Annotated in this window: 24 protein-coding genes, 2 tRNA genes, 2 rRNA genes and 1 pseudogene; 13 read left to right on the top strand and 16 right to left on the bottom strand. The window is 33.3% G+C overall.

The window, feature by feature from the left end; genetic code table 11:
- Nucleotides 1-75: transfer RNA gene (locus YW9_RS0107190), tRNA-Val, on the top strand.
- Nucleotides 76-151: 76 nt separating this feature from the next.
- Here the strand turns inward: YW9_RS0107190 and recG are convergent.
- On the bottom strand, nt 152-2,269 hold the full coding sequence (recG, locus tag YW9_RS0107185; RefSeq protein ID WP_018279507.1) for an ATP-dependent DNA helicase RecG: 2,118 nt from the start codon (nt 2,267-2,269) through the stop codon (nt 152-154).
- 93 nt (nt 2,270-2,362) lie between these two features.
- Between recG and YW9_RS0107180 the strand changes: the two genes are divergently transcribed.
- The 5 genes from YW9_RS0107180 (at nt 2,363) to ftsY (ending at nt 5,053) form a co-directional block, all read left to right on the top strand.
- Nucleotides 2,363-3,151 (top strand): HAD family hydrolase, encoded by a 789-nt coding sequence (locus YW9_RS0107180; RefSeq protein ID WP_026193890.1) that lies wholly within the window; start codon nt 2,363-2,365, stop codon nt 3,149-3,151.
- Between the two features lie 142 nt (nt 3,152-3,293).
- Nucleotides 3,294-3,527 carry a 50S ribosomal protein L28 gene (rpmB, locus tag YW9_RS0107175; RefSeq protein ID WP_018279505.1) on the top strand — a complete coding sequence of 78 codons (234 nt, stop codon included), beginning with the start codon at nt 3,294-3,296 and terminating at the stop codon, nt 3,525-3,527.
- A gap of 31 nt (nt 3,528-3,558) precedes the next feature.
- The gene (rpmG, locus tag YW9_RS0107170; protein WP_018279504.1) at nt 3,559-3,741 is read left to right on the top strand and encodes a 50S ribosomal protein L33; all 183 of its coding nucleotides are present in this window, start codon (nt 3,559-3,561) and stop codon (nt 3,739-3,741) included.
- A gap of 9 nt (nt 3,742-3,750) precedes the next feature.
- Complete coding sequence (locus YW9_RS13330; RefSeq protein ID WP_018279503.1) at nt 3,751-3,903, top strand: DUF4295 domain-containing protein; 153 nt, start codon at nt 3,751-3,753, stop codon at nt 3,901-3,903.
- 184 nt (nt 3,904-4,087) lie between these two features.
- A complete protein-coding gene (ftsY, locus tag YW9_RS0107160) occupies nt 4,088-5,053 on the top strand; it encodes a signal recognition particle-docking protein FtsY (RefSeq protein WP_018279502.1) in 966 nt (321 codons plus the stop codon).
- A gap of 120 nt (nt 5,054-5,173) precedes the next feature.
- Here ftsY and YW9_RS13875 read toward each other — a convergent pair whose 3' ends face one another.
- Nucleotides 5,174-5,440 carry an endonuclease gene (locus tag YW9_RS13875; RefSeq protein WP_051074750.1) on the bottom strand — a complete coding sequence of 89 codons (267 nt, stop codon included), beginning with the start codon at nt 5,438-5,440 and terminating at the stop codon, nt 5,174-5,176.
- Nucleotides 5,441-5,497: 57 nt separating this feature from the next.
- The gene (locus tag YW9_RS13870) at nt 5,498-5,884 is read right to left on the bottom strand and encodes a hypothetical protein (RefSeq protein ID WP_394356340.1); all 387 of its coding nucleotides are present in this window, start codon (nt 5,882-5,884) and stop codon (nt 5,498-5,500) included.
- 192 nt (nt 5,885-6,076) lie between these two features.
- Here YW9_RS13870 and YW9_RS0107150 point away from each other — a divergent pair, with 192 nt between their 5' ends.
- Nucleotides 6,077-6,382 (top strand): hypothetical protein, encoded by a 306-nt coding sequence (locus YW9_RS0107150; protein WP_018279500.1) that lies wholly within the window; start codon nt 6,077-6,079, stop codon nt 6,380-6,382.
- Nucleotides 6,383-6,454: 72 nt separating this feature from the next.
- On the opposite strand, the gene ccsA is transcribed toward YW9_RS0107150, so the two are convergent.
- From ccsA to YW9_RS0107100, 10 genes are all read right to left on the bottom strand, one after another.
- Nucleotides 6,455-9,580, bottom strand: a complete 3,126-nt coding sequence (gene ccsA / locus YW9_RS0107145) for a cytochrome c biogenesis protein CcsA (RefSeq protein WP_026193889.1) — start codon at nt 9,578-9,580, stop codon at nt 6,455-6,457.
- Nucleotides 9,581-9,759: 179 nt separating this feature from the next.
- The gene (locus YW9_RS0107140; protein ID WP_018279498.1) at nt 9,760-10,290 is read right to left on the bottom strand and encodes a hypothetical protein; all 531 of its coding nucleotides are present in this window, start codon (nt 10,288-10,290) and stop codon (nt 9,760-9,762) included.
- A 140-nt stretch (nt 10,291-10,430) separates the two neighbouring features.
- On the bottom strand, nt 10,431-10,910 hold the full coding sequence (locus YW9_RS0107135; protein WP_026193888.1) for an ExbD/TolR family protein: 480 nt from the start codon (nt 10,908-10,910) through the stop codon (nt 10,431-10,433).
- Nucleotides 10,911-10,924: 14 nt separating this feature from the next.
- Nucleotides 10,925-11,539 carry an ExbD/TolR family protein gene (locus YW9_RS0107130; protein WP_018279496.1) on the bottom strand — a complete coding sequence of 205 codons (615 nt, stop codon included), beginning with the start codon at nt 11,537-11,539 and terminating at the stop codon, nt 10,925-10,927.
- 7 nt (nt 11,540-11,546) lie between these two features.
- Nucleotides 11,547-11,945 carry a hypothetical protein gene (locus YW9_RS0107125; protein ID WP_018279495.1) on the bottom strand — a complete coding sequence of 133 codons (399 nt, stop codon included), beginning with the start codon at nt 11,943-11,945 and terminating at the stop codon, nt 11,547-11,549.
- 37 nt (nt 11,946-11,982) lie between these two features.
- The gene (locus YW9_RS0107120; RefSeq protein WP_026193887.1) at nt 11,983-12,711 is read right to left on the bottom strand and encodes a MotA/TolQ/ExbB proton channel family protein; all 729 of its coding nucleotides are present in this window, start codon (nt 12,709-12,711) and stop codon (nt 11,983-11,985) included.
- A gap of 72 nt (nt 12,712-12,783) precedes the next feature.
- A tRNA-Ser gene (locus YW9_RS0107115) sits at nt 12,784-12,871 on the bottom strand.
- Nucleotides 12,872-12,932: 61 nt separating this feature from the next.
- Nucleotides 12,933-13,961, bottom strand: coding sequence for an asparaginase (locus YW9_RS0107110; protein ID WP_018279493.1), 1,029 nt, complete (start codon nt 13,959-13,961; stop codon nt 12,933-12,935).
- 19 nt (nt 13,962-13,980) lie between these two features.
- Nucleotides 13,981-15,108, bottom strand: a complete 1,128-nt coding sequence (locus tag YW9_RS0107105; protein WP_018279492.1) for a 1-acyl-sn-glycerol-3-phosphate acyltransferase — start codon at nt 15,106-15,108, stop codon at nt 13,981-13,983.
- A gap of 64 nt (nt 15,109-15,172) precedes the next feature.
- Nucleotides 15,173-15,934 (bottom strand): TatD family hydrolase, encoded by a 762-nt coding sequence (locus YW9_RS0107100; RefSeq protein ID WP_026193886.1) that lies wholly within the window; start codon nt 15,932-15,934, stop codon nt 15,173-15,175.
- Between the two features lie 181 nt (nt 15,935-16,115).
- Here YW9_RS0107100 and YW9_RS0107095 point away from each other — a divergent pair, with 181 nt between their 5' ends.
- The 5 genes from YW9_RS0107095 (at nt 16,116) to guaB (ending at nt 20,371) form a co-directional block, all read left to right on the top strand.
- Nucleotides 16,116-16,550 carry a retropepsin-like aspartic protease gene (locus YW9_RS0107095; RefSeq protein ID WP_018279490.1) on the top strand — a complete coding sequence of 145 codons (435 nt, stop codon included), beginning with the start codon at nt 16,116-16,118 and terminating at the stop codon, nt 16,548-16,550.
- A gap of 80 nt (nt 16,551-16,630) precedes the next feature.
- Nucleotides 16,631-17,530: a Ppx/GppA phosphatase family protein gene (locus tag YW9_RS0107090; protein ID WP_018279489.1), complete on the top strand. Its 900-nt coding sequence runs from the start codon at nt 16,631-16,633 to the stop codon at nt 17,528-17,530.
- 12 nt (nt 17,531-17,542) lie between these two features.
- Nucleotides 17,543-17,923, top strand: a complete 381-nt coding sequence (locus YW9_RS0107085) for a methylglyoxal synthase (RefSeq protein ID WP_018279488.1) — start codon at nt 17,543-17,545, stop codon at nt 17,921-17,923.
- 37 nt (nt 17,924-17,960) lie between these two features.
- Nucleotides 17,961-18,806 carry a DUF2911 domain-containing protein gene (locus YW9_RS0107080; protein WP_026193884.1) on the top strand — a complete coding sequence of 282 codons (846 nt, stop codon included), beginning with the start codon at nt 17,961-17,963 and terminating at the stop codon, nt 18,804-18,806.
- 92 nt (nt 18,807-18,898) lie between these two features.
- Nucleotides 18,899-20,371, top strand: coding sequence for an IMP dehydrogenase (guaB, locus tag YW9_RS0107075; protein WP_018279486.1), 1,473 nt, complete (start codon nt 18,899-18,901; stop codon nt 20,369-20,371).
- Between the two features lie 40 nt (nt 20,372-20,411).
- Here the strand turns inward: guaB and YW9_RS13865 are convergent.
- A pseudogene (locus YW9_RS13865) lies at nt 20,412-20,579 on the bottom strand (winged helix-turn-helix transcriptional regulator); the annotation flags it as partial.
- A gap of 613 nt (nt 20,580-21,192) precedes the next feature.
- Here YW9_RS13865 and YW9_RS13080 point away from each other — a divergent pair.
- Nucleotides 21,193-22,551, top strand: a complete 1,359-nt coding sequence (locus tag YW9_RS13080) for a leucine-rich repeat domain-containing protein (RefSeq protein ID WP_018279485.1) — start codon at nt 21,193-21,195, stop codon at nt 22,549-22,551.
- 395 nt (nt 22,552-22,946) lie between these two features.
- On the opposite strand, the gene rrf is transcribed toward YW9_RS13080, so the two are convergent.
- A 5S ribosomal RNA gene (gene rrf / locus YW9_RS0107065) occupies nt 22,947-23,054 on the bottom strand.
- Nucleotides 23,055-23,168: 114 nt separating this feature from the next.
- Nucleotides 23,169-23,287 (bottom strand): 23S ribosomal RNA (locus YW9_RS0107060); the annotation flags it as partial.

The following is a 23,287-nucleotide window of genomic DNA, read 5'->3' as shown; positions in this document are numbered from 1 at the left end:
GGGTTCTTAGCTCAGCTGGTTCAGAGCATCTGCCTTACAAGCAGAGGGTCACTGGTTCGAATCCAGTAGGACCCACAAAAAAAGCTTCAAAGTACAAAACTTTGAAGCTTTTTGTTTAAATGTTCTTCCGTATTTCTTTCAAAAAAATTACTTACGAAATATGTGTCCAAATATTTTTATGCTTAAGTAATTGATATAGTGTATAAAGCACCATTTTATTTTCTGGTTTTTCTAAATTACAATCCGATTTCAATAAGTCAATTGCTTGATAACGTGCCATTTTAAGTAAATCTTGGTCTTTTACAATATCAGCAATTTTTAAAGACAAAACCCCACTCTGCTGAGTTCCCATCAAATCACCTGGACCTCTCAATTTTAAATCCACCTCAGCAATTTCAAATCCATCATTTGTATGTACCATTGTTTGCATTCTGGTGCGGGTATCACTACTTAATTCATTACCTGTCATCAATATGCAATAACTTTGCTCACTTCCTCTTCCTACCCGTCCTCGTAACTGATGTAGTTGAGAAAGCCCAAAACGTTCCGCACTTTCTATAACCATAACTGAAGCATTTGGTACATTAACCCCCACCTCAATAACTGTTGTAGCTACCATTATCTGAGTTTTACCTTTTACAAACTTTTCCATCTCGGCATCTTTTTCAGCTGGTTTTAATTTTCCGTGAACTATTGAAACATTATACTTTGGCAACGGGAAACTAGCTGAAATATATTCATACCCTTCTGTAAGATTCTTAAAATCAAGAGACTCCGATTCTTCAATTAAAGGATAAACTACGTAAGCCTGTCTACCCTTATCTATCTCTTTTTTTACAAATTCATACACTTTTACCCTGCTATTTTCAAACTGATGAACTGTTTTTACAGGTTTTCTTCCAGGGGGAAGTTCGTCTATTATTGAAATATCCAAATCACCATACACACTCATAGCTAAAGTTCGAGGAATAGGCGTAGCTGTCATCACTAAAATGTGCGGAGGAGTATGATTTTTTCTCCAAAGTTTAGAACGTTGAGCAACTCCAAAACGATGTTGTTCATCAATAATTGCTAAACCTAAATTGCTAAAAATCACTTTATCTTCCAAAACAGCGTGAGTTCCTATCAGAATGGAAAGTTCTCCGCTTTTTAACTGACTATCAACTTCTTTTCGTTCACTTGTTTTGCTTGAGCCCGTTAGTAAAGCTACTTTTACGTTTGTATGCTTTAACAAATCTGAAATTCCTTGAAAGTGCTGATTTGCAAGAATTTCAGTAGGCGCCATCAAACAAGCTTGAAAGCCATTATCCACAGCCAAAAGCATTGCCATCAAGGCTACAATCGTTTTACCCGAACCTACATCTCCTTGTAAAAGTCTGTTCATCTGAGCGTTACTACCTAAATCATTTCGGATTTCTTTCAGAACACGTTTTTGTGCATTGGTTAAAGGAAAAGGCAAATGATTTTCATAAAAATTTGTGAAATGCTCTCCTACTCTATCAAACGGAAAGCCTTTAATTTTCTGCTTTTGGAGCATATTTTTTCGAACTAACTGCAACTGAATGTAGAAAAGTTCTTCAAATTTTAGTCTAAAAATAGCTTTTGTAAGTGATTCCTGATTTTTAGGAAAATGGATATTAGTAAGAGCTTCTGATTTAGAAACCAAATTGAGCGAAGAAATTATTGTTTGTGGCAAACTTTCGTAAAACACATCGCCAATATCTTCAAACATATTTTGCATCAATTGCCTCATTACCCGATTACTAATACCTTTTTTTGTAAGCTTCTCAGTAGAAGGATACACAGGCTGAATGCTTCCACCCAGATTTTTATCAAAATCTTTTAGCAAATCCATTTCTGGGTGTGCCATCGAAAAAATGCCGTTGAAAGAATTTACTTTTCCAAAAATAACGTAAGGTTCATTAATTTTCAAAGAATCTCTCATCCATTTTAAACCTTTGAACCACACCAATTCCATTGAACCTGTGTCATCTACAAACGTAGCCACCAAACGACTCATATTTTTGCGAGAAGTGGACTCTACCGTTTTTAAGTGAACTATTTTGCCTATTATCTGAACCTCAGAGCTATTACTCTGTAGTTCATTAATTTTATAAAATCGGGTTCTGTCAATGTATCTATATGGAAATAAGTTTAATAAATCTTGAAATTCAAAAATGCCCAATTCACTCTTCAGAAGTTCAGCACGTTGTGTGCCAACACCACGAAGATACACTATGGGAGTATGTAAAACTTCTGAATTTCTCATAATTTAATTGATTAAAAAATCACGATGCAAGTAAATTTTTATGGCAAAAATATACCTTTTATTGAAAAAAGTTATTTCTTTGCAAAAAAACTTATGATAAAATTAATTGTATCGGATATTGACGGAACTTTGGTTAACAATAAAAAAGAAATTCCTGATAGTTTCTGGAGAATTTTCAAACTAATTAAAGAAAAAGATATTCGCTTCTGTGTCGCTAGTGGACGACAAATGCAGAGCCTAGAAAAACTCTTTGAACCAATTATTTCTGAGATTGGTTTTGTATCGGACAATGGTGCTTTTGTCAAATTCCAAGAACAAGAATTGTATGAAATTCCAATAACAGATGACATAAAACCCATTTTAGATGCCTGTGAACAAATAAAAAACATAGGTGTTGTTGTTTGTGGAAAGAAAAGAGCTTACATCAAAACCGATTCAGAAAGTATTTTTCAGGAAATTGTGAGGCACTACCCTTCTTATCAAAGAGTTACAGATTTCTCAACCATTGACGACACTATTTTTAAAATTTCAATTTGTGACAAAGAAACTTCCAAAATAAATTCTTATCCGCGATTGAAGGACTTTTCGAAAGACTTTAATGTTGTTATTTCAGGTAATTTCTGGCTTGATATCACTCATCAAAAAGTAAATAAAGGATTAGCATTAAGCGAATTACAAAAGATTTGGAATATATATCCCGATGAAACTCTTGTTTTTGGCGACCAAATGAATGATATTGAAATGATGCAAATTGCTAAGTTCAGTTATGCGATAAAAAATGCTGAGTCAGAGGTAAAAAAAATTGCTTCTTTTGTAACAGAATACGACAACAATAACGAAGGAGTGATGAAAAAAATTGAGGAATTATTGACCAATACATAACCTTAATTTTCGTTGATTTGAATAAAATCATATCTTTTCCCTAAAAAATATCAAATATAATTTGGCTGTTTCAAAAAAAGTACGTTAATTTGCACCCTGATTTTGATTAACTAAGATTTTATAATAATAGAAATAGAGAAAAATGGCTAGAGTTTGTGAATTAACAGGTAAAAAAGCTTTGGTGGGAAATAATGTATCTCACGCAATGAACAAAACAAAACGTAAATTCAACGTAAACTTAAGAACTAAACGTTTCTACATTCCTGAAGAAGACCGTTGGATTACATTGAGAGTATCAGCATCTGCGATAAAAACAATCGACAAAAAAGGAATTTACGCAGTTTTAAGACAAATTGAACGCAAAGGGTACATTTAATAGTATCTTAAAAATATAAAAACATAGTACAATGGCTAAGAAAGGAAATAGAATACAAGTTATTATGGAATGTACTGAGCATAAAGAATCTGGTATGCCAGGTACGTCTCGTTATGTTACAACAAAAAATAAAAAAAATACACCTGATAGATTGGAATTAAAGAAATTCAATCCTATCTTGAAAAGAGTAACTGTTCATAAAGAAATTAAATAATAAAGAGTCATGGCAAAGAAAACAGTAGCAACATTACAGGGAAAATCAAAAAAATTGACAAAAGCCATTAAAATGGTTAGATCTCCTAAAACGGGTGCTTATACTTTCGTTGAAAGCGTTATGGCTCCAGAATTAGTAGATGAATTCTTGAAAAAAAAATAATTTAATTTTCTCTATTTATAAATAACGAAAGCTGTCGTGAGACGGCTTTTTTGCTTTTAGTTAATAAAGATTTTTAAGAATCATAGTTTTATTATACTTTTTTTGTATTTTAGCGGAAATTTAAAAAAGAGTTATTTCCTCTCTTTTTATTGATATTATTTTTTGACCTTAAAATAATAAAAAAATGGCACTGAAATTTTTAAAAAATATTTTCTCAAAGGAAAAAAAAGAAACTTTAGATAAAGGACTAGAAAAATCAAAAAATAGTTTCTTTGATAAACTCGGGAAAGCTATTGTTGGAAAATCAAAAGTAGACGATGAGGTTCTTGATAATCTAGAAGAAGTCCTTATAGCAAGTGATGTTGGTGTAAATACTACACTAAAAATTATCGACCGAATTGAAGCTCGTGTTGCTAAAGATAAATATTTAGGAACAAATGAGTTAAATAAAATTCTTCGCGAAGAAATAGCTTCACTTCTTTCTGAAAGCAAAAGCGGTGAAGAAACCGATTTTTCAATTCCTTCAAATAAAAAACCTTACGTGATAATGGTCGTTGGAGTGAATGGTGCTGGAAAAACGACAACCATAGGAAAATTAGCAAATCAATTTAAAAAGAAAGGATTAAAAGTAATACTGGGGGCAGCAGACACATTCCGTGCAGCAGCTATTGATCAACTACAAGTATGGGCTGACCGTGTAGACGTTCCCATTGTAAAACAACAGTTAGGAAGTGACCCTGCATCAGTGGCTTATGACTCTTTAAATTCAGGAGTGAGCCAAAATGCTGATGTGGTAATTATCGATACTGCAGGTCGTCTGCATAATAAAATTAACTTAATGAATGAGTTAAGCAAAGTAAAACGCGTGATGCAAAAAGTAATTCCAGATGCTCCACACGATGTTTTATTAGTTTTAGATGGTTCTACTGGACAAAATGCCTTTGAACAGGCAAAAGAGTTTACCAAAGCAACCGATGTTACTGCACTTGCTATAACCAAATTGGACGGAACAGCTAAAGGAGGTGTAGTCATAGGAATTTCCGACCAATTTCAAATTCCTGTTAAATACATTGGTGTAGGCGAAGGTATCGACGATTTGCAGATTTTCAATAAATATGAATTTGTAGATTCTTTCTTTAATGTTAAATAAAAATCTTTTTATAACAAAAATGGGCGAGTTATATAAACTCGCCTATTTTATTTCCAAATATTTTCAGCCTGAATTCCTCCCCAAATTAATGTTGCCAAATAGGGATTATCTATAAAAGGATTACGATTTCCTTGTGCTTGTTGAATCACACTTATTTCTGTTTTTTTCGATAAAAGAAACTGGATCTTCGGCGTTCCACTTCAGCAGTAAATCAACACCTCCTGTTGATATATCTTCGTTTAACTCTTCTCCATACCTCAGATTCAGATACAAAATCATTCTTGCTACATCACCTTTCCATTCGTCTCCTGGAAACCAACTTTTGTTTACCAACTTAGCTTCTCCTTTACCATCGGTAAAAGGATAATTTCCACGTCTGTTATTCACTTTGGAGTCACAAACCCTTAAATGATGTAAATCTGTAACTGCTTGTGTAATAATCTTTTAGCGGGGACACACATGTTCTGTATTAAACGTATTAGGAGAATATTTTTTATTGCCTTCATACTCTTTCCAAAAACGTTCTTCACTGGTATAAATTAATGTTACATTTTCGGGATTAACTTCTGAACAATCTGCCTTATAAAGATAATGATGTCTGTCAGAATATTTTAAAAATTTAGTGTGTTTTTCTATGGTCAATATTGCTAAATCTTCGTAGAGTTCTGCCCCTTTTTTTGAAAAATCAATACCTTTGTAGTATTCTCTCACCTCAAAAGGAATTTTACTCTTCCTTATCTTTTCATCATCTTTTTGTTTTAGAGATGATAAAATTCCGTTATATATTGAGAAAAATGATATTATTGTAAAAATTATTCCTTTTACCCCCATAATCATACTATTTTTATGAATTATTCTCACAAAAGTATAAAATTCAGATAAATAAAACAAAGGTCTATCCTCTCTAAAAGAGCCACTACTAAAACATTTCATAATAATATAAAAATAATTTTAAAATTTTGTTTTTTTATTTCGTAATTCTAAAATTTGAATTACATTAGCCACCGAAAAAATCAGATAATTATGAAACGCGTAATAGTTGATTATAAGAAGCTTACGAATGAAATTTTATCAATGTTGGTAGAGAAATATCCTGATGGATATGGTGACGATGATGTAATCCGATTTAAAAATGCAAAGAATGAAACAGTTGAAGCCTTAGAGGTACGTACTGAGGACACCATTTATCTTGTTAAAGTAAGTACCCGATTGGCTGATACGATGGAAAATTTTGATGAAGACGATGATTTCTCAATCTCAGGAGACGATGACGATTTGGGAGCAGGTACTTTAGAAATACCTGATGACTCGGTCGATGATGAAGAATAGTCTTTTAGTACAAAAAAAAAGTTGGGAAAAATTCCCAACTTTTGTTTTTATATAGCAATGTAATTTTGCTTATTATTTTTTGTAATACAATCGGTATTTCCAAAATGAAATTAACCCCAAAATAAGGACAAAAGCCACCGAATAGTACACAAAAGAAGGAGTTATAATCTTATCCCCACTTGCATAACTATGTAGCCCTGATAAGTAGAAATTCACTCCGAAATAAGTCATTAAAATACTGAAAAATGATACTGTACTAGCAAAACTAAATGCCCATTTACCTCTCAAACCAGGAACTAAACGCATATGAATTACAAAAGCATATACCATAATACTAACTAACGCCCACGTTTCTTTTGGGTCCCAACCCCAATAACGTCCCCAACTTTCATTTGCCCACATTCCGCCCAAGAAGTTACCAATAGTGAGCATTACCAATCCAACAGTTAATGCCAACTCATTAACAATCAGAAGCTCCTGAATAGCTGGAGATAATTCTCCCTTATTCTTTCTATTAGTGAAAATCATCAAAAACATACAAACAATTCCCAAAATAGCACCTAAAGCAAAAGGTCCGTAACTACCTACAATAACAGCCACGTGAATCATTAGCCAATAACTATTTAGCACAGGTTGCAGTGTTCCTATAGAAGGGTCCATCCAGTTCCAGTGAGCTATCATAAGTATCATTGAGGTCACAAAAGCGGTAGAAGCTAATGACAAAGGAGAACGTTTAGCGAATAACAAGCCAATCCCCATCGTAGCCCAAGCTACATAAATCATACTTTCGTAAGCATCACTCCAAGGTGCGTGACCCGAAATATACCAACGCCCAATGAGTCCTAACGTATGCAACAAAAACAAAATGAAAATCAAATACTTACAGAAATTAATAATAATTCTGAAGATTTTATTTTTAGAAAATATATCAACAATAAGCAGTACAAACATAAATGTTCCTACATACAAATACCACTCAAACAACCGATTGAAAATATGGGCTTTATTGTACAAAATCTCTGCTTTTATCTTATTCTCCGAAGGTAACACATCTCCTCCGTGGTTCTGTTGATTCTTTTTAAAAGCATCTAATAATTTATCTGGATTAGCATAATCACCCGTTTGTACAGATTCTCGAAGCATATTCAAATAAATTGGTACAGAACCATTTATAAAATTAGCATACAATGAGTCATTCACAACTGTTGGATTTTCACGAAATTCAAGTGTTGATACCCATCTATTATTAGTATCATCTAAAAGTGGAAATATTTTTAAAATTTCTCCAGACAAAGCACGATTTAAAAGCCCTATACGCTCATCTGCTTGTTTAAAATCTTTCTGAAACTGATTTGGAGTGTTTGTAGCATAGGTTTCTTGTAAAAAAGGAGCAAGTTTATAGTTCATTTTTTCATCGTAAAAATCAACTGCACTTACATATTTCTTTCTTTTTTCAACTCCCAAAATTGAATGAAGACTATCATTTTGTTTCTTAACAAACATAAAATCAACATAATACCAAGCCATTGGGTTTAACATCATCGAAATAAGTACTTGATTGGCATCCATCCCTTTGAATGTGTCATCTTTACTCATTTTTCGAAGAAGTTCAGAAGCAAAGGTGTTTACCGGCTTCATTCGCCCTGCATCTTGAATTACAAGTTCTCCAAATTTTTTGGCGTGTTCTTTGCTTACAGTTGTAACTTTCAAAATTGAATCTACCTGTTTTTCAGTAGGTCGCATTGCATGTTGAGCAAACAATGAAGTACTTTCCATCAAAAATAGAATACATAAAGTTACCCGTTTAGCTTGTACTTCTTTAAGCTGTTGAGCAAGTCTGATAAATCTGGATTTCCCTACAAACATAAAAGCTATCAATCCTCCGTAGAGCAAAAAATAACCTATGTAAGTTAAAAGAGTTCCCCAATAATCGTGATTTACCGAAAGTACAGAACCTTTTTCATCGGGGTGAAATTGTGCCTGAAAAACTCTATATCCTTTGTAATTCAATATATTATTCATAAATATATCATAATCAAACTTCTCATTTTCCGATTTTACTAAAACTTTACTTTTAAAAGCCGAATAACTTTTCTCTGTACCTGGATATTTATCCGCAATAAAATCATTTAACGTCACAGAAAAAGGAATCGGAACACGACGTGAACCATAACTTATGTAAAAGTCCAAGCCATTCAGATTGACCATCATAGGAGGATTTACAACACCTTTACCGCCCAATACTGTAACTTCCTTAACTTCGTTTCCAGATTTTACTTCAAATACAACTGCGTTAGGGCTTTCCTTAGTCACTTCTTTTTCAGGAAGTTTTCGAATTCCTTCTCGTCCTTTCGTAATTGGTTCTGGAATTACGAACTGCGTTTGACCTAAAACATATAACGACCTCAAATGAAAAGGTTGAATACTATCTTTAAATACTGGAGTTTGCTCCTGAGTTGCCATTGTCATATAATTTCCCTCAAACGGCGTATTAATAAAGTATCCTTTTTCATTGATTGTCAAATTAATTGCTCCAGCTGTAGGACGATTTACAGCAAAAAGAACGTTATGAATATTACTGATTTCCCCGTCCTTTAAATAATGTTCGTGTCTTCCTCCTGAGCCAGATTCTACTAATTTAAGATATCCTTCGCCTTCAGGATCTGGAACAAATCCATCCTCAACCCCACGAATAAATTCCTTATATTTTACTTCAAAATCTTTTCCTTTAAAATCTGATTTCCAATTATATGAATTGTTAGTATGTTGTGAAAAAAGAACTTCTGTTTGATTGCTTCGTCTTAGCCCATCTCCTTGATGTTCGCCATCTACAAAAACAGTAACATAGGTTCTATCAGAAACGTAAAAATCAACTGTTTCTCCCTCACGAATTGACATAATTCCCTCATCACTAACATACCGAGTTATAAACGCACCAATGATGATGAAAACCCAAGAAAGATGCAGTACTAAAACCGCCCAATTTTCCTTTTTTAGCAAATTATAGCGTTTGATATTTCCTATGAAATTAATCATAAAAATTAACATAATCAACTCAAACCACCAAGCATTATATATCCAAATACGAGCTGTATCAATGCCATAATCGTTCTCAATAAAAGTTCCTAAAGCCAATGCAATAGCAAAAACAACGAATAGCACAGCCATCAAACGAGTTGAAAACAAAAATTTTACCATAACTTTAACATTATTATTGATATGTGATAATATTTTCCAATTGACAAAGATATGATTTAAAGTGCATACCTCAAAGCATAAGATTAAAAGTTTTATCTTAAAAGCAAAAAACTTTGCCTAAGTTGAAAAACTCAAACAAAGTTCTTAATTATTAAATGTTTAGAGTAAAGTTTATACTACTAAAATCTATAACCTATTTTAACTCCAGCATTTGGTTCAATAGCCCAAAAGTAGTTATTTTCTGTAACTCCTTTTCCAAAATTACGTGCTATATTCACATATGGAGCAACAACAAAAGTATCATTATAATTCCACAAGTATCCAACACCTATTCCTAATATAAAGCTATCTAAATTCGTTTTTTCTTGATTATTATTTTTAAATTCCCCAAAACGTGTTTTTATAAAAGGATTGATGTAAGGTCCTGATAAATTATCTAAATCAAAATAATAATTGTAACCTAATTTAAAACTTGTAGCCTTAAACTTGCCATCTTTTTTAGGAAAATACGAAAATCTATCATTAAAGAACATTTCTCCTTCGATAGACTGATTAAATCCGATAAAATACTCATAACCAACCTCAATTGATGCAATAGCGATTGCGTTAAAAATATTCAATTTTACCTCGTGTTTTGGGTAACTTTGCATATCTTGTGTAAAAGCTTTTAAAGAAAAAAGCATTAAACATACAATAATAATTTTTTTCATCTATAAACAAGTATTAATAATATCGGGACAAAGATAGTATTTTTTTTGATATATTAAAGAAAATACATCCGTAGTAAAAAACAAAAAAGAGATAAAAAATATTATCTCTTTTTTGCAATATGAATTATAGAATTTTAATCCTATTTTTGATCTAATGGAGAACCTTCTCTTGTTATATAATTCAACTTCAAAGCATTAACTTCCTGTAACTTTTCTCTGATATCACTAACAAGTCCCATATTTGTTTCTGCGTCTACTTTCAATGCAGTAATGAAAATATCACGTAATTCCTCACGAATACCGTCTCTGTACTGCAAGATGAAAGGAGCTACCTCTGATACATCTGCAAACTTATCATTAATCTGAATTTTTGCATTAGAACCATACTTGTCTTTGTATTTGTCAAGAGGTTTTCCCGCATATATGTAAACCACTGGATCTTTTTTGTCAAGTCTTTGAACTTGGTCAGCTGTTGGCACCTTGTTATGAACCATCAAATCGCTATCTTTCATCTCCGTTACTGTCATAAAGAAGAACAAAAGCATAAAAACAATATCAGGTAACGATGCCGTTGAAACTGGTGGTAACTCTCCACTTTTCTTTTTTGTAAATTTAGACATTTTGTTTCTGATTTTTAGTTTTTCTTAGGTGCTGTTTCCAACAATTTTCTTGGGAATAGCTCCTGTAACTTCTTGATTTTTCCTTCCAGTATATCCTTACGACTTCTCGGAGTTCTAGCAGCGTTGAATTCTGCATCCATCTCCATATACGACACTTCTTCTGGGAACAAACGTTTGCGTTCACGCTCACGAAGGTCGTTGTAAGCAGCTATCAATTCATTTTGAACAGCAATATACGTTTTGTAAGAAGTCTCACGGTCATTTCTCAGCGAAATTACTGCTTTTTCTGGGTTATCTGAAGACAAAGGATTTTTAGCTCCCTTACAGTGAGCACAAGTTCCGTCGCCACCATTATCCAAGAATTCAATAGCCGTTTTTCTTACATTTTTCAACTCCATCAATTGGTTGTTAACCAACAACTGATTGTTTTTATTCACTACCACAACCAACACGTTTTTCTCTTTTACAGGTGGTGGAGGTGGCATATCAACTGGAAGCTTTGGAGGTAACTTCGTAGTAATACCCGCATTGGTTTCAATTGTTGTCGTTACCAAGAAGAATATCAACAACAAGAATGCAATGTCGGCCATTGAACCCGCATTTACCTCAGGTATTCCTCTTTTTGCCATATTTCAATTATTTTATTAGTGCATTCTTAATCCCCGAAACAACTAATAAGCCTACAGCTACTGTTGTAAGGATATAGAATGAAATTAAACCTGCACTTACCAATTTTTCAGTTCCGTCACCACCTGCAAAGGCGTATGACAATCCCACGATGACTACAAAAGCCCCTGTATAGATAAGTGTTTTTTTCAATGCTTTGGGAGATGATAATACGTTTTTCGCTCCTGAAATAACAGCTACAAGCACTGCTACAGCAAGCAAAACATACGACACAATAAACATCCACTGCATAGGCGTATTGTTAATAGCCTCGCTTGGGTTAGTCATATCCGAAGAGACTAACAAAATCCAAAGCAATGCCCCTAACACACCTAATGCTAAAGCACCTATTTTTGATATTTTGTACATAATCTAAAAGTTTCTTTATTAATTTAAGAGTTATTTTTTATCTTTTTTGCTTTGCTACTAACAAGTCTACCAATGAGATAGATGCATCTTCCATATCATTAACAATTGCATCAATTTTAGCAACGATGTAGTTGTAGAAAACTTGAAGGATAATAGCTACGATAAGCCCGAATACTGTTGTCAAAAGAGCTACTTTAATATCTCCTGCAATCAAAGATGCATCAAGACCACCTGCAGCACTAATTTTATCGAACGCTTGAATCATACCAATTACCGTTCCCATAAATCCTAACATCGGAGCGATAGCAATAAACAAAGAAACCCAAGATACGTTTTTCTCTAATTGCCCCATTTGAACACCTCCGTAAGCAACTACTGATTTTTCAACCATTTCAATTCCTTCACTTGAGCGGTCTAACCCTTGATAGAAAATAGAAGCAACAGGTCCTTTTGTATTTCGGCAAACTTCTTTTGCAGCTTCAATTCCTCCGTTATCCAAAGCAGTTTCAACTTCTGCTACCAATTTTTTAGTATTTGTAGTTGCTAAGTTCAAGTAAATGATACGCTCTATAGCTACTGCCAAACCTAAAATCAAACAGAGTAATACAACCCCCATAAATGCAGGTCCTCCTTCAATAAAACGTTCTTTTAAAATTTGGTGAAACCCTTTCGATGCTTCCGCACTTTCAACCTCTTGTGCGCTAACCATAGCGACATTCAAAATTAGCATAGCTGCAAATAACAGCTTAGATGTCATTTTTTTCATGTTTAATCTTTTTTAATTTGTTAGTTAATTAATAATTATTTTAATGGTTAAATTACATTTATTCTATGTAAGCAGAGAGGAAGGGATTCGAACCCTCGATACGCTTTTGACGTATACACACTTTCCAGGCGTGCTCCTTCAACCACTCGGACACCTCTCTATTTCAGAATGCCAAATAACGAATTTTTTTTCTATTGAGAAAGAAAAATGCTAACTTTTTATTAAATTTCTCCACTTATATTTTCTTCAAAACTGATTTTGAACAAATTAGAAGAAATATTTTTTTTCAACAAAATCATTAGTTTTACGATTGCTGCCTCTGTTGTAATATCTTTTCCGTTAATTACGCCCATCTTTCTTAAATACTCACTGGCTTCATATTTACCCAGAACGACACTTCCTCCCGAACATTGCGTAACATTCACGATGTAGATACCTTTTTTAACGGCTGCTTCAAGACAATTCAAAAACCACTTTTCGGTAGGAGCATTTCCAGAGCCGTAGGTTTCCAAAACTACTGCTTTCAAACCTGAAATATTAAAAATCCCGTCCAGAATCTTCTCTGTAATCCCTGGAAATAGCTTTATTATAGCCACATTTTGGTCAAACTCTTTCCATACTTTTAGCTTCGCATTTGTTTTTGGAGACAATAAATTTTCTTTCATAACTTTCAGATGCACTCCACTTTCCGCAAGCGTTGGATAATTCATTGAAACAAAAGCCTGAAAGTTTTCAGCATTAATTTTAGTAGTTCGGTTACCTCGATATAGCTTATATTCAAAATACAATCCTACTTCTTTAATTACAGATTCTCCATTTTCTTTCAATGCAGCCAACTGAATGGAAGTTATTAAATTTTCTTTTGCATCGGTTCGCAAATCTCCTACAGGCAACTGTGAACCCGTAAAAATTACAGGTTTTGAAAGTCCTTCGAGCATAAAACTAAGTGCCGAAGCTGAGTAACTCATTGTATCGCTTCCGTGTAAAACCACAAAACCATCATAATTATCATAATTTTTTTCTATGGTTTCAGCAATATTTATCCAATGTTTCGGATTCATATCTGATGAGTCAATCGCCTTTTCAAAAGCTACTGAATCAATCGAACAATCCAGATGTGATAATTCAGGAATACGATGATAAATATTATCAAACTCAAACGCTTTCAGAACGCCTGTTTCATAATCTTTCATCATTCCGATGGTTCCTCCTGTGTATATCAAAAGTATTTTTGAGTTTTCTGTTTCCATTGTATAATACAAACTTAAACTAATAACTATACTTGTTTTTTACTGGATTTGCATACATTTCCAAGTATTTCTTTTGTGAGATAGCATCTTCTGATTTGCTACGATTATGCATTCGGCGTTCAAACTGACGAAATTCTTTTTCATTATAGAATTCCTTATATTTATCTGTTTTATTTAGCAAATCATAGGCAATATAATTCGCTGGAAAAAGCTTGTATTGTTTATGAATAAACTCATCTAAAAGTTCAGCTAAAACTTGTAATTGTTTGTTTATATGACTATGTTCTCGCTCAATTTGGTCAAGTTCTTCATTCAATGGTTTCCCTACCGACATATGTACACGCCCCTTCTGCCCAAGCCAACCTTGCAAAATATTTTCAAAATCTTCTTTCTTGGACTTAACATATTCTACACCATAGTGTTGTGCCATCAAAGCTGGTATCTTAAGCATATCGGTCGGGTCAAATTCATACGAAATTGAAATTGGAACAATATTCAACTGCTTGAAATACTGCAAAGTTGAAATTCCTTGAGGCGTAGCCAAAGATAACATTTTCAGGACACCTTGCTGGGTTCGGTCATCTCCATCTTTCGTACGCCCCTCGCGTTGAGCACTCCAAACAGAACGATTATTTTCACAAATACAATATCTTACATATTCCGAAACAATTTTAGAACGTTCCAACGCTTCTCTTGGTGGAAGATTTCTGAAAATGATAAAATTTCTGTTCAACATAGCGAGTTTTTGCAGAAACTTCTTTTTAATCAGGTTGTCCCCTATCGCTGAGGCTGTCATTTTTAGATTGTAATCGTGTAAAGTAACATTCAACAATGAAGTATCAAGAACGATATCTCGGTGATTAGAAATAAACATATAAGCCTTTTCAGGACTCAATTTATCAAACCCTTCATGGGTGAATTCGGCAATACTTTTTTCCATTGCTTTCTTCACCACTTTATACATTATTTTGGTTTGAAATTCAAAAATAGACTTGCAAGAAGACAATAACTCAAACCTTTCTTGCTCCGAAAACTGAGGAAAACCATAGCCCAACATTGCTTTCATAAAAGAATGGTCTTTTACCTTGTGTAGCACATCTTCTACTTCACGGTCGTAATAAGGGCGAATTGATTTAAAATAATCCAAGGTTTTAGCTATTTTATGGTTGTAACGGATAGCAAAGTAACGATTTTTTTTTCATTAAACAATGCTAAATACCGAAAATTTTTTTGGAGTTCTCCGTTGTTATACGAGCAACTTCTTCCAAAGAAAGTTGATATAAACTTGCTATTTTCTTTAAAATCTCAACAATATAAGCACTTTCATTACGCTTACCTCTGTAAGGAACAGGAGCCAAATAAGGTGAATCTGTTTCCAGAACAATATGCTGTAAATCAATTTTATTCAAAAAAGTATCTATTTTTCCATTTTTGAATGTAACTACTCCCCCAATTCCTAATTTCAAATTATATCCAATAGCTTTTTGAGCTTGTTCTTCTGTTCCTGTAAAGCAATGAAATATTCCGAAAAGTTTTTCATCTTTTTCCTGCTCCAACACTTCAAAAATTTCATCGAATGCATCTCTACAATGAATAACCACAGGCAAATTATGTTTTTTTGCCAACTCAATTTGCCAATGAAAGGCATCTTGTTGTTCTGCTAAAAAAGTTTTATCCCAATACAAATCTATTCCAATTTCACCAATAGCACAAAAAGAGTGTTTATCCATCAGTTTTTCTACGTGAACAAGCTCTTCTTTATAATTTTCCTTAACATCACACGGATGTAAGCCATTCATTAAAAATACATTATCAGGAAAATCTTCTTTTAAAGCAAACATACTTTGAGTGTAAGAAGAATCAATTGCAGGAATGAAAAACCGCGTAACTCCCAAGTCTATCGCCCTCTTTATCATCTCCTTACGGTCTTCATCAAAAGCATTACTATATAAGTGCGTATGTGTGTCTGTAATTATCATAAAACAAATATCTCATTTTTTTGACTTGCAAAAATATAAAAATAATGTATTAAAAATTCTGCTTTGAATGTATAAACAAAATATGATTCTCAATTATGTCTGTAAATAATCAAATAAAAATTAAAAAAATTGTACTTTTGCCACCAAACGTACTATACTCATTCTAATTAAAATTATGAATTTAAAACAATTACTTATAAGTCAGGGATATGTAGCAATACCTTTGACTCCAACGATTACACAACATTTTGAAATTCAAGCTAAAATAAACGGAATAGAAGGGCGATTCATCTTAGATACGGGAGCCTCAAACACTTGTTTGGGATTCGATGGTATTGAACATTTCAATTTAAAAACAGAATTTTCTGAAATTAAAGCCTCAGGAGCAGGAGCCAGTGAAATGGAAACACAAATATCGAAAACCAATTTACTGGAAATCGGGAAATGGAAACGCAAAAAAGCATCTATCGTTCTTTTTGATTTGACACACGTAAATTTCGCTCTAACACAACACAATATCTCACCAGTTCACGGAATTATCGGTGCTGATATTTTAAAAACAGGAAAAGCTATTATCGATTATCCTAAAAAAAGATTATTCTTAAAATAAGCCGCGATAAAATTCAGAAATATTCAAATAAATATCATTTTTTAAATTAAATTTGCATTAACTATAAAACCAACAACAAAATGAAAATAAAAAAATTAGGAGCTATTGATATTGGGTCGAACGGGGTCAGATTATTAATATCCAACGTATTAGAATCAGAAAACAAAACTCCAATATTCAAAAAAAGCAGTTTAGTTCGGGTTCCTATTCGTTTGGGAGCTGATGTTTTTCTGGACGGACAAATTTCAGAAGAAAATGCTAATCGCCTTTCCGACTCAATGCAAGCCTTTGATTTACTGATGAAAGTAAATAAAGTAGAAAAATATATGGCTTGTGCTACTTCTGCAATGCGAGAGGCTTCCAACGGACACGAAATCACAGAAAAAATATTCAAAAAAACGGGCGTTAAAATCCGAATTATTGATGGCTCAGAGGAAGCAAAAATCATTGCATCTACTGATATACATTCACTTATAGAAAAACAAGGTAAGTCTTACTTATACATTGATGTTGGTGGAGGAAGCACAGAATTCACCGTTTTTGTAGATGGAAAAATAATCAATTCACGTTCTTTTCCCATAGGTACTGTCCGTCTTTTAGATGGTATGGTTAGTTCAAAAATGTGGAAAGAAGCCGAAGATTGGATTAAAGAAAATACAAAAAATATCTCTTCAATTGAAGCCATTGGTTCAGGAGGGAATATCAACAAAATATTCAAAGATTCTGAAAAAAAAGAAGGAAAACCTTTATCATACAAATACTTAAAAGACCATTCTAAATACCTTTCTTCCTTTACTTATGAGGAAAGAATTCGTATTTTAGGCTTTAATCCTGACCGTGCGGACGTAATCCTCTATGCTCTTCAGGTTTACATCAATGCGATGAAATGGGGACAAGCAAAAATAATTCATGTACCGAGAATTGGACTAGCAGACGGGATTATAAAAACCATATATTACAACGATTTATCAAAAAAATAAAACACAAAGAAAATGAAATTAGCAGTTATTGCACACGATGGAAAAAAAGCAGAAATGGTTTCCTTTCTGATGAAAAATTTAAAAATTCTTCACTCAGCCAATATCCAAATTATTGCAACAGGAACCACAGGACAACACGCTCAAAATGCTGGTTTTGAAGTAGAAAAGGTGCTTTCTGGACCCAAAGGAGGTGACGCTCAAATTGCCTCACAAATTGTAGAGGGAAAAATTCAAGGAGTTTTCTTCTTCAGAGACCCTTTAGATAAGCACCCTCACGAACCTGATATTTTGATGCTTATGCGAATTTGTGACGTTCACAACATTCCAATAGCGACCAATCCTGCCACAGCCGAACTTGTATTGAAAGGACTGGCAGAAGGTGATGAGTACTAATCAAAATATGCTAACAATCTTATTCAAATCATTCAATATGAAAAAAATACTTACATCAGCACTTGCTATGTTTTTGCTAAACATTTGCTTTGCTCAACTAAAAACCCCTAATCCAAGTCCGAAATCTTCCATAAGCCAAACTGTAGGATTGACCAATATTAATGTATCTTATTCTCGTCCTTCAGTAAAAGGAAGAGTAATTTTCGGAGATTTAGTCCCATACGGAAAGATCTGGCGTACAGGAGCTAATGCAGCTACGGTTATCGAATTTTCAACAGCAATAACTTTCGGAAACAAAGAGGTTAAAGCAGGAAAATATGCTCTTTATTCAATTCCAGAAGTTGATCAATGGAAAGTATTTTTATATCGAGAGCATCAACTTTGGGGTGACCCAGGAAAAAACTATGATGCATCAAAAGTTGTAGCTGAAACTATCGTAAAGCCAGAAACCATCAGCCCTAAAATCGAAACTTTCTTAATCAGTTTTGATAATATCAGAAATGATGAAGCAATGCTTACCCTAGCTTGGGACAATGTTTTAGTTAAAGTACCAATCAAAGTTAATACGCGAAGTGCCGTTATGGAAAGCATTGGAAAAGCTATGAATGGTCCAACGGCTAGTGAATATCACAGGGCTGCAAACTATTACTATGAAGAAAATATAGATTTGAACAAAGCTTTGGAATGGTCTACTAAAGCTGTAGAACAAAATCCAAATGCTTACTGGATTTTAAAATTGAAGTCAGATATTGAAGCAGCGTTGAAAAATTACAAAGAAGCCATAAAAACAGCTGAAAAAGCACTAGAATCGGCAAAAAAAGCTGGAAACGAAGGCTACATAAAAGCATTAGAAAACAACATTAAAGATTGGAAAAAAAAGTAATATACGAAAGCGGGTTGTTGAAAAAAGCAACCCGTTTTTTTATTTCTAAAAAAAGATGTACATTTGTACGCAACTAAATTTCAAGTTGCATTATGAATCTTCAACAAAATAAAATAGTAGGTGAAGGATTAACCTACGATGATGTACTTCTTATTCCCAATTATTCCGAAGTACTACCAAGAGATGTTTCTATCACAACAAAATTTACAAAAAACATTTCACTAAATGTTCCAATTATTTCAGCTGCTATGGATACTGTTACGGAAGCTGCGATGGCTATTGCGATGGCACGTGAAGGTGGTATCGGTGTTTTGCATAAAAATATGACAATTGATGAACAAGCAATGCAAGTTCGCAAGGTAAAAAGAGCAGAAAGCGGAATGATAATCGACCCTGTAACACTTCATATGGAAGCAAAAGTAGCTGATGCTCAAAAAAGTATGAAGGAAAACAGTATTGGAGGAATTCCTATTGTTGACAAAAACGGAACCCTAAGAGGAATTGTTACTAATCGTGATTTACGTTTTGAACGTGATGGAAATCGTCCTATCATCGAAGTTATGACCTCAGAAAAATTAATAACAGTAAGTGAGGGTACTTCAATGAAAGAGGCAGAAAAAATTCTCCAAAAAAATAAAATTGAAAAACTTCCTGTTGTTGATAAAAATAATAAATTGGTTGGACTTATTACTTTCCGTGACATCGCTAATCTGCAAGAGAAATCTATTTCAAATAAAGATTCTTATGGGAGATTACGTGTTGCTGCCGCTCTAGGGGTTACAGCAGATGCTGTAGAACGAGCAACAGCGTTGGTTGCATCGGGAGTAGATGCTGTAATTATTGATACAGCTCACGGTCACACTCAAGGAGTTATCTCTGTTTTAAAAGCAGTTAAGGCAAAGTTTCCTGAATTGGACGTGGTAGTTGGAAATATAGCAACCCCTGAAGCCGCTATTTTTTTAGCAGAAAATGGAGCTGATGCAGTCAAAGTTGGAATAGGCCCTGGTTCCATTTGCACTACAAGGGTAGTAGCTGGAGTTGGTTATCCACAACTTTCTGCAGTAATGGGAGTTGCCAATGCGTTAAAAAGTTCTGGAATTCCAGTAATTGCTGATGGAGGTATTCGTTACACTGGTGATATAGTTAAAGCAATTGCTGCTGGAGCAAATTGCGTAATGCTAGGCTCACTTTTAGCTGGAACAAAAGAATCTCCAGGAGAAACTATTATTTTCGAAGGGAGAAAATACAAGTCATATCGTGGGATGGGCTCTGTTGAAGCTATGAAGCAGGGAAGCAAAGACCGCTATTTCCAAGATGTTGAAGATGATATTAAAAAATTAGTCCCTGAAGGAATTGTAGGACGAGTAGCATATAAAGGGGACTTACAAGAAAGTATGCATCAATTTATAGGAGGATTACGTGCTGGAATGGGATATTGTGGTGCTAAAGATATCGAAACTATCCAAAAGGTCGGACGCTTCGTAAGAATAACAACAAGCGGTATAACGGAAAGCCATCCACATAATATTACTATAACCAAAGAAGCTCCAAACTATTCGAGATAAAATGTATTTTCAAATTAAAAATAACTCCCTATCTATATATTCAAAAGAATAGGGATTTTTTATTTTTTATATTTTTCACGGTGCTTTTGCCCCATTCTTGTAGTGTTAGTAGTGTAAGGCGCAGGTATTTGTCGTAGGACGTGAGACTATATTCCACCGTGACAGGGACTATGGGAATAACTTGATGATTTATTAATTCGTTTATTTTCCCGTTTCTAAGAAGAAGAAATTAGGATGTCAAACACACAAAAAAATCAAAAACAACAAATAGCGTATATTTATCTGACAGATAAAAAATGATGCTAACTATACCTCATTCTAATATATAGTAATCATTACAATTTATTTGACATATAGGTTCATCTTGAAGAAGTTACATTTATTTTAGAAATAGCAAAAATATCAATAGAAGGCCTGTTTGTAAATTTTGACGCTAATTTTGATATTGAAATTATAAGTAAAATAACAACTTCAAAAAGTATCATATCAAACATTTGTGAGAACAAAAGAAAAAAATAATTCGATTCAAGATAATAAATTTTATTTTGATAAAGAGTTATATAAAGAACGTTATGTTATTGAAAGGAACAATGAGTGGAGGGACAGTTTTTATTCGTTACTAAGTCGCTTTGACTCAACTGTAAGTAGTGGTTTAGTCTTAATTACCTTGTTTTCAAATTTTTAGACATGAGAAAATTTAACGATAATAAAAAATCAAGACACGTTTGTTATTAAAAAGTTAAAAACTAAAAAAAAATCGATATATTCATTTTTTTTTATTTATTTTGCTTTTTGAAATATTTAATTAAATTTATCATATTATGAAAAGAGTTTTTTTGTATGTAGTAATGTTACTATTGTCAATAATTACTACAAGTTGTGTTGTTATTTCACCTATAGACAATCTCAAGCTAAGCACATCAGAGGTTACGGCTGAAATTGAGGATTATACTACCTGTACTATAGAATCGGGTAGTGGGGATTATGCAGTATTTGTAGCAAATACGAATATAGCAACGGCGACACTATCAGGGACTACCGTCATAGTGGAAGGAATAAATAAAGGGGAAACCTCTGTAAAAGTAGTAGATAAACAAACCAATCAAGAGGCAATAGTTAAAGCAAAAATAACTGATTTGGTATATAGAATGACATTTACCACAACTAAAGCTATTGGAGAGAAAATAAAATTAGCTATTGTTGCTGGAGAGGACCCAAATAATGTATGGTTAGACTTAAACAATAATGGATTAAGAGATGAAGGAGAAGGAATGCGAGAAGGAGAGTCCTTAGTTCAAGCAGAAGGAGGATCTGATGTATATGTAGAAGGAGAATCTAGTATATATTGGGATTATTATCAATCTTTTCCTGTAGGATATGCTTACAAATTGAAATCACAAACAGTAACAATTTATGGTAAAGTAACCCACATAAATTTTTTAAACTCAAGAGACTGGGGGGCTCCTAGATCATATGCAACATACGAAGATATTCGAAACTCTACTTTTTTAGAGAATTATGCGATAGAATTAACATCATTAAAAGTTAATAAAAATAAAGCATTAAAATATCTACGATGTACATTTACAGGAATTTCTGAATTAGACTTGTCAGGAATGACAGAGCTTATTGTTTTAGATTGCTCAGAAAATAAATTAACTTCATTAGATGTATCAAATCTTACAAATCTAAAATTATTACGCTGTGCAAAGAACCAATTAACTTCTTTAGACACATCAAAACTAAATCTTAAAGTGTTGAACTGTAGAGAGAATCAATTAACTTCCCTAGATTTACGCAATTCTAAAGAACTATATCAATTATATTGTGATAATAATCAATTAACATCATTAGATATTCATAAATTTACAAAAGGAAGCGGAAATGTACTTTTATATTACTATTTGATTGATTTATCTTGCTATGAGAATAAACTCAAAGGAGTAGCAATGAAAAATCTTATAAATAATCTTCCTTATGGGCTTGTAACAAGAGGAAATGATGCTCCTTATGAAAGAAGATATTTTTATGCAAAAGTAAATTCTGCTACAGAGCAAAATGAAATCTCAACAGAAAATTTACGAGAAGCTGAAAACAAAGATTGGTGTGTTATGGTGTCAGATGATGGTGCTAATTGGCCTAATTGTCCTCGTGTGCTAGATCCAGATCCATATGAATAATATTAATTACGAATTTACACAAAAACCTATTGGATAAAATTAAAACATTTCAGACAATAGTGATTTGAATTACTTTAAAAAAATCTTTCCTTGAAATTTTCTTCAAAAAATTTTATAAAAAAACAGCTTAATTTTTCTCCATTATACTTCTTGAATGCCCAAAAAACTTGCCCCCTACAACTAAAAAAAACTGAATCTGGCGCATAGTATTAGTAAACATGCTTTTTAATAATTAAGAGACACAACCTATATAAGAAACGAAAGGCACAACCTATGAAAAACAAAAAAGCCCGATTCGTTTTGAATCAGATTTTAAAAAAGAATACTGTCGACCTTGCGAACTGCATCGCAGCTATTAAAAAAATCCCTAAGTTTTCACTTAGGGATTTTCATAAAGAAGGCGGCGACATACTCTCCCACTTGCGTAGTACCATCTGCGCTAAAAGGTTTAACTGCTCTGTTCGGAATGGTAAGAGGTGAGACCTTTCGCTATAACCACCTTAAATCGTTGAATTAGTCGCTATAAGCTATAAGCAATATGCTTTAAGCAACCAACCATAATATTGTAACATACTAGGATAAAAACACGTTATAAACAACAAAAAAAGAATCTCTAACGCAATAAGTCTACGGGTTATTAGTATTACTCGGCTATGACATTACTGCCTTTACACCTGTAACCTATCAACGTGGTCATCTCCCACGACCCTTAAAAGAAATCTCATCTTGTGGCGGG

The organism is Capnocytophaga cynodegmi DSM 19736 (assembly GCF_000379185.1).
In the GTDB taxonomy this organism is placed as follows: domain Bacteria; phylum Bacteroidota; class Bacteroidia; order Flavobacteriales; family Flavobacteriaceae; genus Capnocytophaga; species Capnocytophaga cynodegmi.
This window is presented reverse-complemented; position numbering and strand designations above follow the sequence as displayed.

Bases quoted from the DNA above. Each gene is read 5' to 3' on its own strand.
- YW9_RS0107080 (WP_026193884.1), top strand. From the start codon at position 17,961: ATGAAAAAAATACTTACATCAGCACTTGCTATGTTTTTGCTAAACATT.
- YW9_RS0107110 (WP_018279493.1), bottom strand. From the start codon at position 13,961: ATGGAAACAGAAAACTCAAAAATACTTTTGATATACACAGGAGGAACC.
- rpmG (WP_018279504.1), top strand. From the start codon at position 3,559: ATGGCTAAGAAAGGAAATAGAATACAAGTTATTATGGAATGTACTGAG.
- recG (WP_018279507.1), bottom strand. From the start codon at position 2,269: ATGAGAAATTCAGAAGTTTTACATACTCCCATAGTGTATCTTCGTGGT.
- ftsY (WP_018279502.1), top strand. From the start codon at position 4,088: ATGGCACTGAAATTTTTAAAAAATATTTTCTCAAAGGAAAAAAAAGAA.
- YW9_RS0107140 (WP_018279498.1), bottom strand. From the start codon at position 10,290: ATGAAAAAAATTATTATTGTATGTTTAATGCTTTTTTCTTTAAAAGCT.
- YW9_RS13330 (WP_018279503.1), top strand. From the start codon at position 3,751: ATGGCAAAGAAAACAGTAGCAACATTACAGGGAAAATCAAAAAAATTG.
- guaB (WP_018279486.1), top strand. From the start codon at position 18,899: ATGAATCTTCAACAAAATAAAATAGTAGGTGAAGGATTAACCTACGAT.
- YW9_RS0107150 (WP_018279500.1), top strand. From the start codon at position 6,077: ATGAAACGCGTAATAGTTGATTATAAGAAGCTTACGAATGAAATTTTA.
- YW9_RS13080 (WP_018279485.1), top strand. From the start codon at position 21,193: ATGAAAAGAGTTTTTTTGTATGTAGTAATGTTACTATTGTCAATAATT.
- YW9_RS0107090 (WP_018279489.1), top strand. From the start codon at position 16,631: ATGAAAATAAAAAAATTAGGAGCTATTGATATTGGGTCGAACGGGGTC.
- YW9_RS0107085 (WP_018279488.1), top strand. From the start codon at position 17,543: ATGAAATTAGCAGTTATTGCACACGATGGAAAAAAAGCAGAAATGGTT.
- YW9_RS0107095 (WP_018279490.1), top strand. From the start codon at position 16,116: ATGAATTTAAAACAATTACTTATAAGTCAGGGATATGTAGCAATACCT.
- rpmB (WP_018279505.1), top strand. From the start codon at position 3,294: ATGGCTAGAGTTTGTGAATTAACAGGTAAAAAAGCTTTGGTGGGAAAT.
- YW9_RS0107135 (WP_026193888.1), bottom strand. From the start codon at position 10,910: ATGTCTAAATTTACAAAAAAGAAAAGTGGAGAGTTACCACCAGTTTCA.
- YW9_RS0107180 (WP_026193890.1), top strand. From the start codon at position 2,363: ATGATAAAATTAATTGTATCGGATATTGACGGAACTTTGGTTAACAAT.
- YW9_RS13870 (WP_394356340.1), bottom strand. From the start codon at position 5,884: ATGGGGGTAAAAGGAATAATTTTTACAATAATATCATTTTTCTCAATA.
- YW9_RS0107120 (WP_026193887.1), bottom strand. From the start codon at position 12,711: ATGAAAAAAATGACATCTAAGCTGTTATTTGCAGCTATGCTAATTTTG.
- ccsA (WP_026193889.1), bottom strand. From the start codon at position 9,580: ATGGTAAAATTTTTGTTTTCAACTCGTTTGATGGCTGTGCTATTCGTT.
- YW9_RS0107130 (WP_018279496.1), bottom strand. From the start codon at position 11,539: ATGGCAAAAAGAGGAATACCTGAGGTAAATGCGGGTTCAATGGCCGAC.
- YW9_RS0107125 (WP_018279495.1), bottom strand. From the start codon at position 11,945: ATGTACAAAATATCAAAAATAGGTGCTTTAGCATTAGGTGTGTTAGGG.